The organism is Arthrobacter globiformis (genome assembly GCF_030817195.1).
Lineage (GTDB): Bacteria > Actinomycetota > Actinomycetes > Actinomycetales > Micrococcaceae > Arthrobacter > Arthrobacter globiformis_D.
Window position 1 is genome coordinate 149,094 of the sequence record NZ_JAUSYZ010000002.1, and the last position, 15,284, is coordinate 164,377.

13 protein-coding genes are annotated in these 15,284 nt (G+C 62.0%); 8 read left to right on the forward strand and 5 right to left on the reverse strand.

Going from position 1 to position 15,284, the window contains the following annotated elements; translation table 11 throughout:
* Positions 1-110: 110 nt before the first annotated feature.
* Positions 111-539 carry an Hsp20/alpha crystallin family protein gene (locus QF036_RS24535; protein WP_307106304.1) on the reverse strand — a complete coding sequence of 143 codons (429 nt, stop codon included), beginning with the start codon at positions 537-539 and terminating at the stop codon, positions 111-113.
* Between the two features lie 1,064 nt (positions 540-1,603).
* On the opposite strand from QF036_RS24535, the gene QF036_RS24540 reads away from it, so the two are divergent.
* From QF036_RS24540 to QF036_RS24550, 3 genes are all read left to right on the forward strand, one after another.
* Entirely contained in the window at positions 1,604-1,771 is a 168-nt protein-coding gene (locus tag QF036_RS24540) for a hypothetical protein (RefSeq protein ID WP_307106305.1), read from the forward strand.
* A gap of 459 nt (positions 1,772-2,230) precedes the next feature.
* A complete protein-coding gene (locus QF036_RS24545) occupies positions 2,231-2,413 on the forward strand; it encodes a hypothetical protein (protein ID WP_307106533.1) in 183 nt (60 codons plus the stop codon).
* A gap of 14 nt (positions 2,414-2,427) precedes the next feature.
* Positions 2,428-3,078, forward strand: a complete 651-nt coding sequence (locus QF036_RS24550; protein WP_307106306.1) for a TetR/AcrR family transcriptional regulator — start codon at positions 2,428-2,430, stop codon at positions 3,076-3,078.
* Positions 3,079-4,310: 1,232 nt separating this feature from the next.
* Here QF036_RS24550 and QF036_RS24555 read toward each other — a convergent pair.
* The 4 genes from QF036_RS24555 to QF036_RS24570 form a co-directional block, all read right to left on the reverse strand.
* Entirely contained in the window at positions 4,311-4,472 is a 162-nt protein-coding gene (locus QF036_RS24555; protein WP_307106307.1) for a hypothetical protein, read from the reverse strand.
* Between the two features lie 158 nt (positions 4,473-4,630).
* The gene (locus tag QF036_RS24560) at positions 4,631-5,371 is read right to left on the reverse strand and encodes a hypothetical protein (protein WP_307106309.1); all 741 of its coding nucleotides are present in this window, start codon (positions 5,369-5,371) and stop codon (positions 4,631-4,633) included.
* Positions 5,372-5,884: 513 nt separating this feature from the next.
* On the reverse strand, positions 5,885-8,230 hold the full coding sequence (locus tag QF036_RS24565) for a multicopper oxidase domain-containing protein (protein WP_307106310.1): 2,346 nt from the start codon (positions 8,228-8,230) through the stop codon (positions 5,885-5,887).
* Positions 8,227-8,673, reverse strand: a complete 447-nt coding sequence (locus QF036_RS24570; RefSeq protein WP_307106311.1) for a hypothetical protein — start codon at positions 8,671-8,673, stop codon at positions 8,227-8,229. The genes QF036_RS24565 and QF036_RS24570 overlap by 4 nt, the downstream gene beginning before the upstream one ends.
* A 1,081-nt stretch (positions 8,674-9,754) precedes the next feature.
* Between QF036_RS24570 and QF036_RS24575 the strand changes: the two genes are divergently transcribed.
* The 5 genes from QF036_RS24575 to QF036_RS24590 all read left to right on the forward strand — a co-directional run bounded on the left by QF036_RS24575 (position 9,755) and on the right by QF036_RS24590 (position 15,148).
* Positions 9,755-10,246: a hypothetical protein gene (locus QF036_RS24575; RefSeq protein ID WP_307106312.1), complete on the forward strand. Its 492-nt coding sequence runs from the start codon at positions 9,755-9,757 to the stop codon at positions 10,244-10,246.
* Between the two features lie 565 nt (positions 10,247-10,811).
* On the forward strand, positions 10,812-11,159 hold the full coding sequence (locus QF036_RS25470) for a DUF7793 family protein (RefSeq protein ID WP_444875992.1): 348 nt from the start codon (positions 10,812-10,814) through the stop codon (positions 11,157-11,159).
* Positions 11,160-11,333: 174 nt separating this feature from the next.
* Positions 11,334-12,500: an IS30 family transposase gene (locus QF036_RS24580; protein WP_373460331.1), complete on the forward strand. Its 1,167-nt coding sequence runs from the start codon at positions 11,334-11,336 to the stop codon at positions 12,498-12,500.
* Between the two features lie 277 nt (positions 12,501-12,777).
* Positions 12,778-13,380 (forward strand): recombinase family protein, encoded by a 603-nt coding sequence (locus tag QF036_RS24585; protein ID WP_307106316.1) that lies wholly within the window; start codon positions 12,778-12,780, stop codon positions 13,378-13,380.
* Positions 13,370-15,148: a hypothetical protein gene (locus tag QF036_RS24590; RefSeq protein WP_307106318.1), complete on the forward strand. Its 1,779-nt coding sequence runs from the start codon at positions 13,370-13,372 to the stop codon at positions 15,146-15,148. Before QF036_RS24585 ends, QF036_RS24590 begins: the two co-directional genes overlap by 11 nt.
* Positions 15,149-15,284 lie beyond the last annotated feature (136 nt).

The following is a 15,284-nucleotide window of genomic DNA, read 5'->3' on the forward strand; positions in this document are numbered from 1 at the left end:
AGGGGTGCCTCCGCTCTGATGCTGCTTGTGCGCTAAAGGCGCAGTGGCGCTCTTCGATGAAAGCCAACCGCCCGATAGGCAGCCCTGGCGTCGGCATCCCTCCCGGTCTGTTAGGCGCTGATCTGCTGTTGAGCACCCGCTCTGGAGGTGATTTCGATCTTCCGCGGCTGTGCCTTCTCGGCCATGGGGATGCGAACGGTCAGGACGCCGCCGCCGTCGTAGCTGGCTGTCACGTTTTCGGTATCCAGCGCTTCGCCCAGCATCAGTTGCCGGTTAAAGACACCACGCGGCCGCTCCGCAGCAATCAGTTCGACGCCTTTACCAACGGTGTCCTTGCGCTCGGCGCGGATGGTCAGAACGTTCCGCTCAACATTCAGATCGATCGACTCCGTCTCAACCCCGGGCAGATCAACCGCCACCACGAATTCGTTGCCTTCACGCCAGGCATCCAAAGCCATTGCGGCAGGACGCGCCGCCGTGCCCAGTACCTGCTGGGCCAGCCGGTCGAACTGGCGGAACGGATCGCTCATCATCAACATGACATACCTCCTGGATCATCAAATGAACCGGATCTATATCCGCTGACATAGATTTATATAGCACCGGGACCAAAAGCTGACAAGAGGTTGCCGACAAGAATTTCCCGCACTTGAGCTGCAAGCCGGATCAGGAGGGTCGCAGGCAACGCCGCGAATACTTCTACGCGGTACCAGCGTCATGACGGGCAATCGCTCATCACGTGCGGCGGGTCTCGCAAATAGTTCTCAAAATGATCGCGCCGAGACAGGAGCTCGAGTTGAGTTTTGAGAAGCGGACCCAATGGCTGCCTCCTAACGGCGGCGCCAGAGTGTCCGCCACCCGAGACCAAACCTTGGGCCGCGGTTAGCCGCCATAAGAGGTACAGGATGGATGCGTCGCATCTTGCCAGGCGGCGGAAGTCGCCGCCCCTGCCCGCGCGATCCCGCGGCCCGGACCTATTCCGCTGCCGGCCATTCTGGCTGAGGACTTTGGTAGGGGTGACCGGGCTGGCGCCGGGCATATCTTGCTCAGGGGAGAGGCCTTTGCGACCACGGCATGGTGAACAGGCCTATCGGCTAGTGGGTAAAGCGGCCGGATGCTGCACTGGAGACACCCCTTGATTCCACCCTCGCGCGCCTTCGCCTGAGCAGAAGACAGTGGCAGGTCATTAATTCGTTGGGCTCCGGCCCATCACACCCGTCGAACGGGCGGACGTCCTGCGCTCTCTCAACGCAGCCAACGGCGGTGCCGCCCAAGGGAGACCTTGGTGACCCTCTGTTCAAAAGATTGCCGCCTGTGTGTTCTGCGGGACGGCTCAAACTGGAGCGCTGATGTTCGGGTCGCCCCAGTCCGGCGGTGGTTCCAGAATGGTCTTGTAGTCCCCGGTGATTGCCGCCTAAAAAGTCTGTGCGAGGCGAGAGCGACCAGATTAAGGTCGGGACAGAGTGACCCGCCAGGCGGAAAGGCATGGCGATGGGCACGCTTCCATGCAAACTCAGCCGATGCCCTCAGTTTCTCGGGCTTGTCCGGCGCCTTTCACCCCGCAGGCTGTTAGCGTGAAGTCCCAGCCAATGAAGGAGGAGCTATGACGATCAGTTCACCTGACTCAATGCCCGAGGACGAGCCGCACAAGGGCGCGGCCGACGGCGGGATTCCCGAGGGCGGGGACGGGATCGGTATCGCTGCTGATTCTGAGCCCAACACATTTGAACCCGAAGAAGACCCTGAGGCCACGGAGGAACCAGGCCGCTAGGGCGCCGTTTGAGGTGAATGCTCGGCCACCCTTTCAAATCGGGCTGCGCATGCTGCTGTTCAAATCGGGCTGCTCACCGTGCTGCTTGGGAACCGGACGCGAACTTACGGCCGAGGCGGGTTAATGGCAATCGGGCTGGCCTGGACGGGTGAGACGGTTCAGGCGCTAGAAACCACACAGTTTTACGCTGTGTGGAGCTCTGCCTGCCCACAAGAGCTCTGCCGTTGCCGTCTTGCCGCCGAAGCGGACAGAATCCGTTAGCTCGAGCTCTGCGTTCCGCTGCGCCCCGTCGAGGAAGCAGTGCTCCTGGGCAGTAAAACGTCAGACACGAGACTGCCAGTTGCCCGATCTGCGACATTTGGTAAGTTTACTGATTATTACCACATGCCACGGACTTTGGTCCTCGGCCAACCAGATCATCGAGACCAGCAGTATCAGCAACGCTCAGCAGGAGGAAGCATGACACAGGAAAACCACGAGCTGGCTGAACCCGAGATGATTCTCGGCGGCGATTCCGAGGAGTCTGCGCCGGCTTCCTCGGGCTCCGGCCAGGAAGCCGCAGGCATCCCGAACGGCAGTGGCAACGACCTGCCCCAGGAGAAATCGCCCAATGACGAGGACGAAAGCTTCGACGCCGGATAAGGCGCATCATCAGAGTGCCGCAACCAGGGAAGCAGCCCGGAACTTCCAATCCTGCGATCAACTCGACTCGGTCGCGAAGCTCTGACGCAGCCCACGGGCGTGCCCTGGTTACCAGAGCACGTGTCCTCAGTAACGCGTACGAACTGTTTTCCCGGCGGAGTATCCGGGATGTCGGCGTTAACGAGCTGATCGAGACCTCCGGGGTTGCGAAGTCGACCTTCTACCGGCACTTCCCGTCGAAGGACGACTTGATCAAGGCCGTTCTGGCCTTCCAGCACGAGGTCTGGTTCGAGGAAATCGTTGCCGAGGCACAGCGTCGCAGCGACACTCCAGAAGAGGAATTGCTGGTCATCTTCGATGTCTTCGCGGACCGGCTCGGCAGCGGAGGCTACAAATCCAACATGCTTATCAGGGTCCTCATGGAAATGGGCCCTGACCATCCCCTGGGCATGGCCAGCGTCGAATACCTCGCCAGGATCAGGGGGCACGTGCGGGTTTTGGCCGAGGGCGGCGGGCTGGAGCGCTGCCACCTGTTCGCCCGGGCGTGGCATCTGCTGCTGAAGGGCTCCATCATCTCCACAATGGAAGGCGACCGGAAGGCCACCGAACTAGCCAAGCAGATGGCCTCGTGCCTCATCGAGCGCCACCGCCGCGCCGGGCTCTAACTTTGGTGCGCTGACAAGAGAGCAGTCCTGGGGAGTATGTCAACTGATTCAGGACCACTGAGACGGCCTGATCCAGGACCACCGGGCGTTCCGTTGCAGGAACCTCTACTGGGACGTTTTCACGGGACCCGGTGACGGCAAGATCATGGCATCTGCCATGACCGTCCGTGGCGGCATCGCGTTGCTATCAGCGGCCGTGAAGGACCAGCAGCAATCGACTCGGCAGAAGTCTTAGCGATCCCCTGCCCCGGCCGGGCCTCGTGCACTGCAAGGTCTTCTACCTTTTTCCCAAGGCGGCCGATGAGAATGATCTTGCCGGGTTGGATACCTGTCAGCACAGGAACCGGTAACGGCACCGGGGCCGGTACAGTCCTCCCCGGACCCGGTGCCCCCGCCGGAAACCGGCAGGGTGGGGTGTGCCGAGTGTGGACCGGCGGCCGACTGGGTGAGCCTCCTAGCATGGGGAACCAACGGGACCGCCCGCCGCCGGCACGGCGTCACACTACGCCCTCGTGACTTGGAATAGCTGTATTGCGAGGGCCCCAACGGGTCCCACCTTTCCCCAAGGGGCGCAGGACAGACTTCTCTCGATGTTCCGACCTGCGAAGGGATAGTCATGGATGAAAGCAGCGGCAAACCGCCCGCGGTGGGGTTCTCGATCGCAATGGTCATCGTTGTCCTGTTGGTAGCCGTCGCGGTGTGGTTCGGCATCCCTGTCCTGGCGCAATTCCTAGGTCACGCTTGGGATAGGCTCTTTGGCCACAGATAGAAATATCCGTACTGGCCGTGCTCCGACGTTCATCAGCAACGGGTTCTCACCTCAGCCGTGGCCCAAGCGACCTGCGGCAGCAGCGCGGAGGATCTTGCGCTGCTGAAGCGGCCGAAGGCGGGCGCACGAATGTCCCAAGTGCGGCTGTGACAGTTTTGTATGGCCCCGGTAATACGGTAATTCTCCGCCCCACATCATGAAACGCCGATCGAACGCGCAGCCCACGGCCACACCCCTCAAGCAGGCGGCGGTTGGACGTGGGAGGCCGCGCTTCCAAGGTTTTCCAACGCCGCCAGATGATCATTGGTTTTGCCGGTTTCGAACCTGCCAGCTCGGAGGCCGGCAATGGCACCGGGGAAGGTGCAGTCCTCCCGAACCCGGTGCCTTCGAAAGGAATCGTCCTCTCAAGCAGAACCCGGTGCGCCGTCGTTGAGAGTCACCCTGCCGATGACCAGGGTCCCCCTCAGGCCGCCGTGTGGAGCTCGAGGCTTGTGTCCGCGATGTGCAGGTGGTCGCCACTGATGACGAGGATCCTGCCCGAGCGTGCTACCGCCCCGACCCATTCAGCGTCGTCAGGGTTCTGCGGGTCGAGCTGTTCCCGATAGAGGACTTCTCTTTCGTTCATGGGGCAGGTTTCGGGACACCATCCGGGACGGTCCAGATACGCGGGACCCGCTGTCATTTTCCGAAGTGGCCTGCACGGAATGTTCGAAGTCGCTTGCGCTGTGCGCCCTGGTTTTGAAGGGGATGCTCACTGGCCGGCACCGTGCCGGCGGGATCTGGTCACGTGAGGGCGGGGACGGTGCCGGTGACCAGCGTGCCAAGCCGTGCCGCCGCGTTCAGCTGCAGGGCAGTTTCCGTGAACATCAGATTGTCCCCGCTGATGACCAGGACGCGCCCTGCCCTGGCTGCTTCCAGCCATGCGGCATCATCCGGGCACCGGGTGTCCAGCTGCTGGGAGTGCATCAGCACGCCGTCGACGTGGAGTTGAACTGTTCCGCTGGCCGCCACTGCGCACGTGCAGGTGTCCCGCACGGGGACGGCTTGCCGCAGGATTTCGGTGTAGCTGGCATTGAAAGATAATTGAAAGCCGTGGTTGAGCAGGGCCGAGACCAGAACTGAGGTCATCTCCCCGCCGGGTTCCCCGAAAACCATATTCGGCACCAGTGTGTAGGCCAGTACAGCGACGTCTCTTCCGGACGTGCCCCTGCTGGCGAGGATTAGCCGGGCGCCCACTGATGCAGGGTCCGCGGCAACACCGGCGGCCTCACGTATTGTCAGGCCGGGTTCCTGACATTGCAGGTGACAGATGGAATGGTCGAAGGTGAGGCAGATGATTCCGTCCAGGTCCCGGCCCTCGGTGATGTCCACGCTCAGGGACAGGGCCGCCCCGGGGCCCAGCGGCAGTTGGCATGCTGTGCAGCGGCTGGCCAGGGCAATGACCGTTGCGATGTACTGCGCGGTGTCCCTGCCCTTGAAGGCCTCTAATCTTCTGTCCCAGGCAACGTTGTTGGTGACAGGCATTTCCGGTCCAATCCGTGACGCCGCTTCGGTGACGCGGGGCCCGGTGGGCGTCGGCGCTCCTGAAGCGGAAGGGGGGGCCGGGCTTGGCATGGACGGGAGGGTGTGCCCTGCCGAGCCCGGCGCACTGACCGGAACCTGATACGGCTTTAACTTCCCGGCCAGATACCGACAGCTTGACGCCAGCGGGTTCGGAAAAGCCGGTGAACCTTATGACGTCCGGGCCCCGGATGCCGGTGATGGCCCCGCAACCGTGGCGTGCTGATCGGAACAAGGGGGGCACTTACAGGCCTGTGCCGCCCTTGCCGCCATGGGGATTACCGGCTATTCCCAGCGTTTTTGGCAGAACGTGTCTCCACGGCCCGAAAGAACAAAGCCCGGGCTAAGACGGACTGACAGTGAGACGGACTGACAGTGATAGGTGCGCCAGCGGCCAAGGGATGGCATCGCAATGTAACGCCCATGCTCCGGGTCGGCGTAGTGCTGTCGTCGGGCTTTTTTGGTCGAGGGCAGGGGTCAGGTGGCGGTGACGGTGACGGTTTTGGTTGCGAGCCTCTGCCCAGTGATCCAGTGCAGGAAGTCAACGGAAATGGTGTATTTTCCCGCGGCGGGGGGCCGGAGCAGGAAGTCGTATTTCTCGGCTGCACTGGCTTTGATGAGGCTGGTGAGCAGGGGCTGGCCGGCCATCGAGGGGTGCACCGCGGGCCCGTTCGGGTTGGGGGTGTTCCAGAAGGGGCGGCCGTCGTGGGCGACCAGTTCCGCGATGGGGGCCGGCCGGCCTGCGGCGTCGGTAAAGCGCGTGAGGGTGGGGAAGTAGTCGACGTTGACCATCCGCACCAGCGTGGGGTGCTTGCTTCCCCCGGCGACGTTAGCCCGCATGGAGGAGATGCTCCAGACAATGTCATCACCGACCGGCCTGCTGGCCAGTGCCCCGCCGAGGAGGAAGAAGTGCCTGGGCTCGAAGCGGTTCAGGCCCACGTCCTCGCCCGAGAGCCCCGCGGCGTGGTTCAGCTCATGCCATCGCGGATCGAGGGAGTAGGGCCCGATCAGGGTCTCCGTGGCGATGTCATACAGCGGACCGTTCACAGAATGACGCCGTGTCCCGGCCGGCCAGGGAGAGGTGGCGCTGGGGGATGGATCGACGATGACCGCCCCGAACATCCCCATCTGGACGTGCAGCGGGGTGTTGACATGGCAGTGATAGAAATAGGTTCCCGCGGCCCCGCGGTTGGGGTTGCCGGGCACGCCCACCTCCGGCCGCCACTGGTAGGTGTAATGCCCGGTGACTTCGAAGGACGTGTGGCCCACGCCGTCGTTGCGGGGATCGGGTTCGAGACCGTGCCAGTGGATGGTGTGGACCCTTTTGCCCGGCTTGACCGTGCCGTGGAAGATCTGGCCCTCCGTTAGCCGCAGCGACGGCCCTGGTAGCTGGCGCCCCAGTTTGTCGGACTCAAAGCTCCACACCTCGTGCTCGGAGCCGTCCGGGAACGGCATTTTCCGGTTGAAGAAGTCGAACTCCATGGCGACGTCCGGCGGCAGGGCATGCTCAGTCTCCGGTGCGCCCTCATGGGGCTGGTCGGAAGCGAAGTCCACCTGGCTGCGGAACAACTCATGGGGATCCGCGGCGGTGGGCGGCGTGCCCGGGTCGGGGATGGTTTCGGCGGCCAGCGCCCAGTCCGCGACCAGCCCGCCGGGGTAGAGCCCTCCGGCGGCGGTCTGGGACGGCTCCGCATGGCAGTGCATCGGGTATTTCCAGTCCTCGTCCCGCGCTTCCCAGACGGCGTCCACCACCTCGGGCGGTCGGCGAACGGGAAGCATGGCTTCCTTCCGCTCCAGCGGCTGCAGCTGGACGGTGTCCTCCCACTGCTGCAGGACAACGTCACCGCCGGTAACACGGCCGCCGGAGCGGGGGAAATCGACTCCGTTGGCGCGCACCGTCCAAACGTGGTTGCCGTGGTAGTGCAGCGAATGCACCACGATTCCGGCGTTGACCATTCTCATCAGCTGCCCGGTGCGGATGGCACCGGGAGCAGGGGAGGCGCTGAAATCCCGCACATCGGTTTCCCGGGGAAATCCGGAGGCCAAGGTGTCCTCCTCGCGCCGTTCGTTCAGTTCCTTGTCCGTGCTGACTGCCAGCGCCTCAAAGCCTGAATGCCCGTTGATGGTGAAGTACCGGGGAACTGCCGGTGTCGTGGCCGGGTTAACGGTCTGTCCCCGTGAGGCGATCCGTGCCCACTGCGCGTCGACGTCGTGGCAGATCCACAGCCACTGCCGTTCGAACTCGGCCGCTCCGGGGGCGAGGCGCCAGGCGTTGCGGGGGTCTATCACCACCAGTGCACCGAACAAACCCAGAGTCCTTTCAACTGGCTGGTTGCCCGGGTCGGTGAACAGATAGGTTCCAGGGGCCGGGGCCCTGAACTGAAAGAGCCTGGTCTTCCCCGGTGCGACCGGCCCCGAGCCCACGTCCGTGCCCGCGGTACCGGCACGGTGGAACCGGAGTTCGTGCGGTTGGGCCAGATGATTGTGCAGCAGTATGTGGATGGTGCTGCCTGTTTCGGCGATCAGCGTCCGGTCCGGGAAGAAGCTGGCCCAGTACCCCCGCCGCACCAGGAACTCATTGCGGTTCGCCGGATCAGGGCGCAACGCCCTGGGCCTGCCCACCGGGGGTACCGGGGCGCCGAGCGGGTAGGTCCTGCTGGCGACCACCCGTCCGGCGGCGGTGATCACCCGGGGGCTCATCACCAGTGCAGGCCGGGGATCGTTGACAGGCGTTGGCCGGTCGCCGAAGCCCCGATGATACACCAGTGACCCGTCCACCATCCGTACGAAACCCTCGTTGATGTGGATATCAAGGGTGCTCATGACCGGGCCTCGCTCGTGTTCAGTAGCGGCAGGGCCAAGCGCACGGGCTGGTCCCTCTGTGAGTCCGAATACTCCAGCGCCAAGCCCGCGGAATCGCGCGGTGCAAGGTAGCTGATCAGCATGTGCTCGATGGCATGTGGCTCCACAACGCCCAGGCTGCGGTCGGAGTCCTGCGGAGTGACCGTCGTACCCGAGGGGGCCAGCCTCAGACGCAACTCGCCCGGGCTGAACAGAACAGGCTGCAGTCCCCCGTTATGTACCTCCACCTCCACCACAACATCGCCCCAGGTGAGGTTCACCGGCTGTGGCCAGCCGCCCTGGTACAAGAGCGCGCCACCATGACCATGCCCGCCTGTGCCGGCCGTGCCCCCGGCAGCCCGGGCTAAACCGACGCCGCCCGCGGTGATCTGCGGCATTGCCGCCACCAGGTTGCTGGCTGCCATTCGCCCCTCGGAGTCCAGGCGGGCAAAGCGACCCGCACGAATAACAGACACCCTCCCGAAGGCTGTGGCGACGCCGGTTGCCGCACCGAGTCCACTGCGTGCAACAACGCCGTATGTCCCCCCGGCTACTAACAGGAAAGCCCCACCGCCGACCACCCAGCCAAACTGGCGGCGGGTCAACGCGCCTGCCGGAAATACGCCGGTATGAGAATCCATGACCACCCCCAATGCGGTTTGCGGAATAGGTCAATGCTCGTGGCCGAAACCTACAAAAACCTTGGGTCTGCACGGAAAGAAGACGAACCGAGAGCGTGTCGACCTTTTCAGGCGGCAAGCGCTCGGAATAGGCCACCACCGTTAGAGACACGAGGACCTCCTGCGAAGTGTGCTTGCTCGGCAGCCACCACACAACACCGGGAGTCTCTTATTGCGTCAAAATCCGCAGACCACACGGCTGTCGGTGCCGGTCCCGGTTGCATCGCAGGCTCCCGCGTTACTTCCTGAGCAGGAACGGGAGCTGGAGCCGATGCAGAGCTCGGTGCGAAGGCATGGGGCGGTCTCATTTCCTTGGAAGTGGAACGCCCAGAACCGTTCCGTTGAAAAGAGGGGGACACGCCATGGGATTGTGGCTTTCGGCGTTATTTGGCGGCGTTTTGTGATCGATAAATAGCGCGCAGAGCCACGGTGTCAGCGGCCATGAAAAACTGCCCATAGCGGCCCGGTGGCGTTGCAGGACCAGAGCTTTCTGCATCGTCGCGATCGAGGGCACCGGGTCCTATGGCGCCGGCCTGACCAAGGCACTCTCCAGCAGCGGACTGCAGGTGGTTGAGGCCCGGCCGCCCGGACGCGGTTCCCGTGGGAGCAGGGGCAAGTCAGACGCCATTGATGCCGTCGCCGCCGCCCGCGCGACGCTCTCATTAGACACCGCCCAGCTTGCCCGACCGCGGGCCGAAGGCCCACGTGAAGCGCTCACAGTACTCTTGGCCGCGAGGCGGCGCCCGGACACTGCACGAACCATCACGCGTGGTCTTGCTCTTTGCTGTACTTGATCCTGAGCGAACAGCGGGCTGATGATCCAAACATGGGCACACTCAAGCCGACAGACACCGCAACTAGAAACAAGAATCCTGCGCAGGCCAAGCGCATCCTGACGCACCTCATGCTTGCCGTCCTGGTCTTCGTCGCCGGGATGTTGACCTGTGCCGTCACGTCCGGCGGCACCAAGGAAACAGTGCGGGAGGTTCCAGGCCCGGTCAGGGAAGTGCCCAGGCCGTCCTGCCTACAAGCCCTCGACCACGCCGACCGGACATTCAGGACCTTCGCTAAGGTCCTGCGCTTGCTGCAGGCCGGCGACTACGCCGCAGCCGAGGCATGGACCCAAAAGCTGGCCGGAATCCCGCCGGAGTACAACGCTGCCAAGGCGGCGTGCCGCGCCGGGACAGGCCGCCTGGACGAACTCACCGGAGTCTTCAGGAGCCTGGGCTCCGACGCCCCAACAACCTTCCCTCTCGGACCGATAATCTGCACCAAGGGGTCCTTTTTCACAGTCCCCGCGACCGCAAGACTGAGCTAGCGCACAGCCAGAGGACCCTCGAAGGCCGCAAAGTAGTCAGCGGTGTGATGGTGTTCTTCCTCGCCGGGGAGGGTCCTTTTAGCCTTCATCGGGGCTCCGCCAAGGGGCAGACTCCTGGTCTCAGGAAGTTCAGGAGTCAGCCCCGCCTCTCGGCGCGCCGACTGATCCGTCAGCGTCAGAGCGGCAGAAAGAGCACGCCGGTGATTCGCAGCGCGTACGGCATCCAGCAGGGCTCGATGGGCGTGTGCGAACTTCCGTTCTGCTACAGAAGTCACCACACAATCCCCGGCAATCGCCCGCCTGCTTCACGGGTTTGCCGCTCCATGATGCCTTCTGCTCCTCAAGATTGGGTATGAATTGTCCAAGGATGAACACAATTTTGAGCTTCCTGGGGAAGGTGTCCACGAGGGGCACCACCAAATTCAAGAAACAAAGTGCCGGCCCTGCGAGTGGTCAGTGCTAACGGCGCAGCGTGGATTAGGGTCATGACTTGGGGGACCCAAAATCACTCGGGAAGGACCCCATGCGCAGTATCGAAATCACTGATAAAGGCACTCTTGAACACATGGACGGAATCCTCCGACTGTCTTGGCGAAAGGGCCAAACCATTGGGGTCGAGGATGTTCACTGCGCAGTCGCTGCCATAGATGCGCTCGGTCAGGGAAACAGCTTGCCGATGCTCATACTTCTTGAAGGGGTGAATTTCACCCGGGAATCCCGAAAAGTCTTTCCGTCGAAGGGAAGCGTTTCACGGATTGCGCTCTTGGGTTCGTCTCCCGTGGACTATGTCATCGCACTCTTCGTTCTGCGGGTAAGTCCGCTGCCCTGCCCGGTCAGCTACTTCACCTCGTCAAGGAAGGCCATGACTTGGCTTCGCAGGGGCACCGGCCCTACACCCGAAGGAAAGCCGTAATCGCCCCTGGGAGCGGCACCAAATTCCGCGCTTCCCTGGTGGGCTGACCGTGGAGAAGGCCCGCCGATTGGGGGGAACGGCGGGCTCTTACATCTGTGTGTCGTAACTACGTTCTTCAATATCGGCGAGTTCAGGTGGTGAGTGCAACACCCTGAATTGTGTGGGGTGTCGTCGATGGGCAGGCCGTGGTCGCCGTTGAGTGTTCGTTTAGCGTTCTGGGAAGGGCTGGATGCCGGGCTGTCGGTAGCCGTAGCGGCGCGGGCCGCGGGGGTGTCGCGTCCGACTGCGTACCGGTGGTTGAGCGACCATCAGAAGGTGTTGCCATCACCGGTTCAGGATTTGAGTGTGCCCCGTGCAGGGCTTTTGTCGTTGCGTGAGCGGGAAGAGATCGGGTTTCAGCTTGCCCAGGGTCATGGAGTGCGGCGTATCGCCGGCTTCCTGGGCCGGGCTCCGTCGACGATCAGCCGGGAGATCGCGAGGAACCGCGTCAGTGACCGGTATTCGCCATCGCTCGCGCAGGAGCAGACGTGGGCTCGTGCCCGCAGGCCGAAGCCGCGGAAGCTGGACGGGTTAGCGTTACGGGAACAGGTCACCACGATGCTCACCGACCGGTTCAGCCCGGAACAGGTCGCTGGCCGACTGAAGGTGGAGCATCCGGAGAATCCGGAGATGCAGGTGTCACACGAAACGATTTATCAGGCCCTCTTCGTCCAGGGCCGCGGATCCTTGCGCCTGGAAGTTGCGACGGCGCTGCGGTCCGGGCGGGTGCGTCGGCGCCCGCAAAGGCCGGAGGGTCCTCGCCCGCAGCGGTTCCAGGAGATGGTGATGATCTCTGACCGGCCGGCAGAGGTCGAGGACCGCGCCGTTCCCGGCCACTGGGAAGGGGACTTAATCATCGGTTCGACGGCATCGAAGTCCGCGATCGGGACCCTCGTCGAACGCACTACGGGATACGTGATGTTGCTGCATCTGCCCGAGGACCATACTGCCCGCACCGTCGCCGACGCCATGATCACCGCGATGAATACCCTCCCCGAGCAGTTGCGCCGATCGACGACCTGGGATCAAGGAGCGGAGATGTCCCGGCATCAAGAAATCACGATGGCGACCGGTATGCCGATCTACTTCTGCGACCCGCATTCACCCTGGCAGCGCGGCAGCAACGAAAACACCAACGGGCTCCTCCGCGAGTACTTCCCGAAAAGCACCGACCTGTCATTCCACGGGCCCGGAATCCTCGAAAACGTCGCCGCTGAACTCAACCGCCGGCCACGCAAACGACACGGCTACCGAACGCCCGCAGAAGTCCTCGCTGAGCTAGTCTCGAACCCAGTCAACTAAATCCGGTGTTGCAGGCACCACTGGAATTCGCCATCGATGCTCACCATTAGTTGCGAGACAGAGAGCTCGGCTTAGGGAATGTCAGCGGCATACTTCGCTTCGCAGTACGCCGGTTGGACTTCTTAGTCGCTCGTTGGCTGGATGCATGTCAGAAACGACCGTTTCTGACCTCACTCCGGCATGGCTCCCGAAAAAGGCGGAAAAGCCCTCCTACTGTTGGTCAAAACCGGTTTCCGAAATGAAAGCTGGTCAAAACCTGTAGTGGAGGATTATTGACGTGTCTGGCAACCTGATCGGGTACGCGAGGGTCAGTACTCGGGGGCAGTCTTTGGATTCCCAAGTGGATGCTCTAGTTGGGGCAGGGGCAGTGCGCGTGTTCCAGGAGTATGCTTCGGGCGCGACCCAGGCGAGGGCGCGCTGGAAAGAATGTCTGGACTATCTGCAATCAGGCAACGTGTTGATCGTGGCAGACCTGACTAGGTTGGGTCGCAGCACCGCGGATCTGGCGGACATCGTGACGGTGCTCGGCCATCGGGGGATAGGGTTCCGTTCCCTCGCGGAACCGTGGCTGGATACCACCAGCGCCCACGGCAAGCTCATTTTCGACATGTTCGCGTCACTCGCCGAATACGAACGCTCCCGGCTTTCTGAACGAACGAAAGCCGGCCTGGCAGCGGCAAAAGCCCGGGGCCGGCTCGGCGGGCGCCCACGAACCATGACCCCTTCAAAAACAGAGGCTGCTCAGCAGCTGCGTAACCAAGGGAAGACACTGAACGAAACAGCCCAGATCCTCAGCGTCAGCGTCTCATCGTTGACCAGAGCCCTCAGCCAACTTTCCCGAACAGAGGTACTGAGAGCGGGGCACGAAGATGATGGGTAAGAAAAAATCTGAGCATTATCGCGGACAACTCATGCTACAAATCGCGGCTGGCCGGTACTTTCGCCCAGACATTCCTCTCAGAGAGCATCTGCACAGGAGAACTTTTTACACGAACGTGTCGTTTCCGTTCGGGTCTCCGATTGGCTTGCCCGTGGGGACCGTCCTGTTTTCTACGGAAATCGCCGGCATGCCTACGGCCACGCTAGAGGCAATTGACCGTCTTGAGGCCCAAGGCTGGGATGGCACAGAAGAAGTGTTGATCGCTACTGGGGGCAACGAACTTCTTGACGACATTGCGTATGTGATGAGTTTTTCGCTCAATCGAACGTTCATGCGTGATTATGATCAAATGCGACGCTTGGTCCTGCCCGAGGGGCGGCCAGTGCGCCCTCAGGGAGCACCTAGCTTGTTTCCGCAGCTCTTTGCATCTGGGCAATTGATCAATTCTGGAGCATTGGATGAGTTGAAGAGCTTCATGGACGCCCTGTTGCAACTCCCACGTGTTGATTTTGCGCGAGCGATGCGGGTTATCCGTAACTCAGTTGATGCAACACGGAGGGCGGCGGATGACCCGACAGGTGCATACACGGACCTCGTTGCAGCGCTCGAATCTCTTTCCGAGGATTCGTTGACAATGCCGACTACGTGGGACCGGTATGACTCCTCCAAGCGCAAAATCATCGACGCGGCACTCTGCGATCTAGACGAAGAACAAGCAACAAGAGTCCGCAGCGCAGTATTGGAAGCCGATCGCGCCGGTTTGAAGCGTCGTTTCATTGCGTCAACACTTGCTAAAGTCTCCCCCGACTTCTACCGCACAGAGGCCAAAGGAACCATTAGGCCACCGAGGTCTGCCGAACTTGAACGCATGCTGAGTATCGCGTACGACATTCGTTCAAGAAGAAGCCACGTCCTGGAGAACCTAAGCCATGAAGCCTGGGTACACACAGATGGAGCGGAAACCACTTTCGAACCAAGCTTCCAGAGAGTTCTCACATTGGCCGGACTCTGGCGACTGCTTCGACATGTGCTCAAGCGATACGTCGAGGCTATTCCACCCGAGGCGCCCGAACCTTGGGATTACCGCGATTCCCTCCCGGGGGTGATCCAGATGCAACTTGCACCCCAGTATTGGATTTGGCAGCACGAGCACCTCGATAGCAAATCAGCTCTTAAGAGATTTTGCGCAGTGGCAGAGGCCATCATCGACTGGCGTGCGGGACACAACCAAGGATTCGATCTGACTCAAGTTGTAGAAAAAATCGAAAAACTGGTTCCTTGCCTTCCTGAAGGCGACGAAAAGACCGCGCTCATTGCCATCCACGTACTTTGGCACCAAATTAGCGATCCGAAGGACCAAGGATCAACGGCAGAAGGCTTCCTGAAGAAATACGCCCTAGTACTGGATAAACCCTCGGCTATCGCCTATACCACTGGGCTACTTTCGAATCACCGGCCTCCTGCATGGACACCAGAACAGTGGGCAGATTTGGCGGATTCTCGCCGCGCTTCCCGCGTCAGGGGAAAGGAGGCCCCGCTGCCTCCGGCCATCGATGCGTTGATACAGATTGAGGCGGCCGATCAGCTCGAAGCAGCCGGTAATCATCACGAGGCGATCAAGTTCGCCGCTAACGCGGTAGAGGAGTGCCCGGGCGACGACGCGGTCCTACTCTGGGAGCACCGGCTCATCTCCGGGGATCATGACCCGGGTTTTGATGTACACAAATTTTTGTTCGGTAAGACTGCCGTTGAGGAAACCGCGAGTTAGACGAGCAATAAGGCAGGGCAGCACAGATCCTCAGCGTCTCAATCCTTGACCCGGGCGCTTAGTCAACTCCCACCTGTCGGGACCATGGCCGTGGCCGCCCGGCTACCGGACGCTGTGCGTAGGCCCTTGGCATACA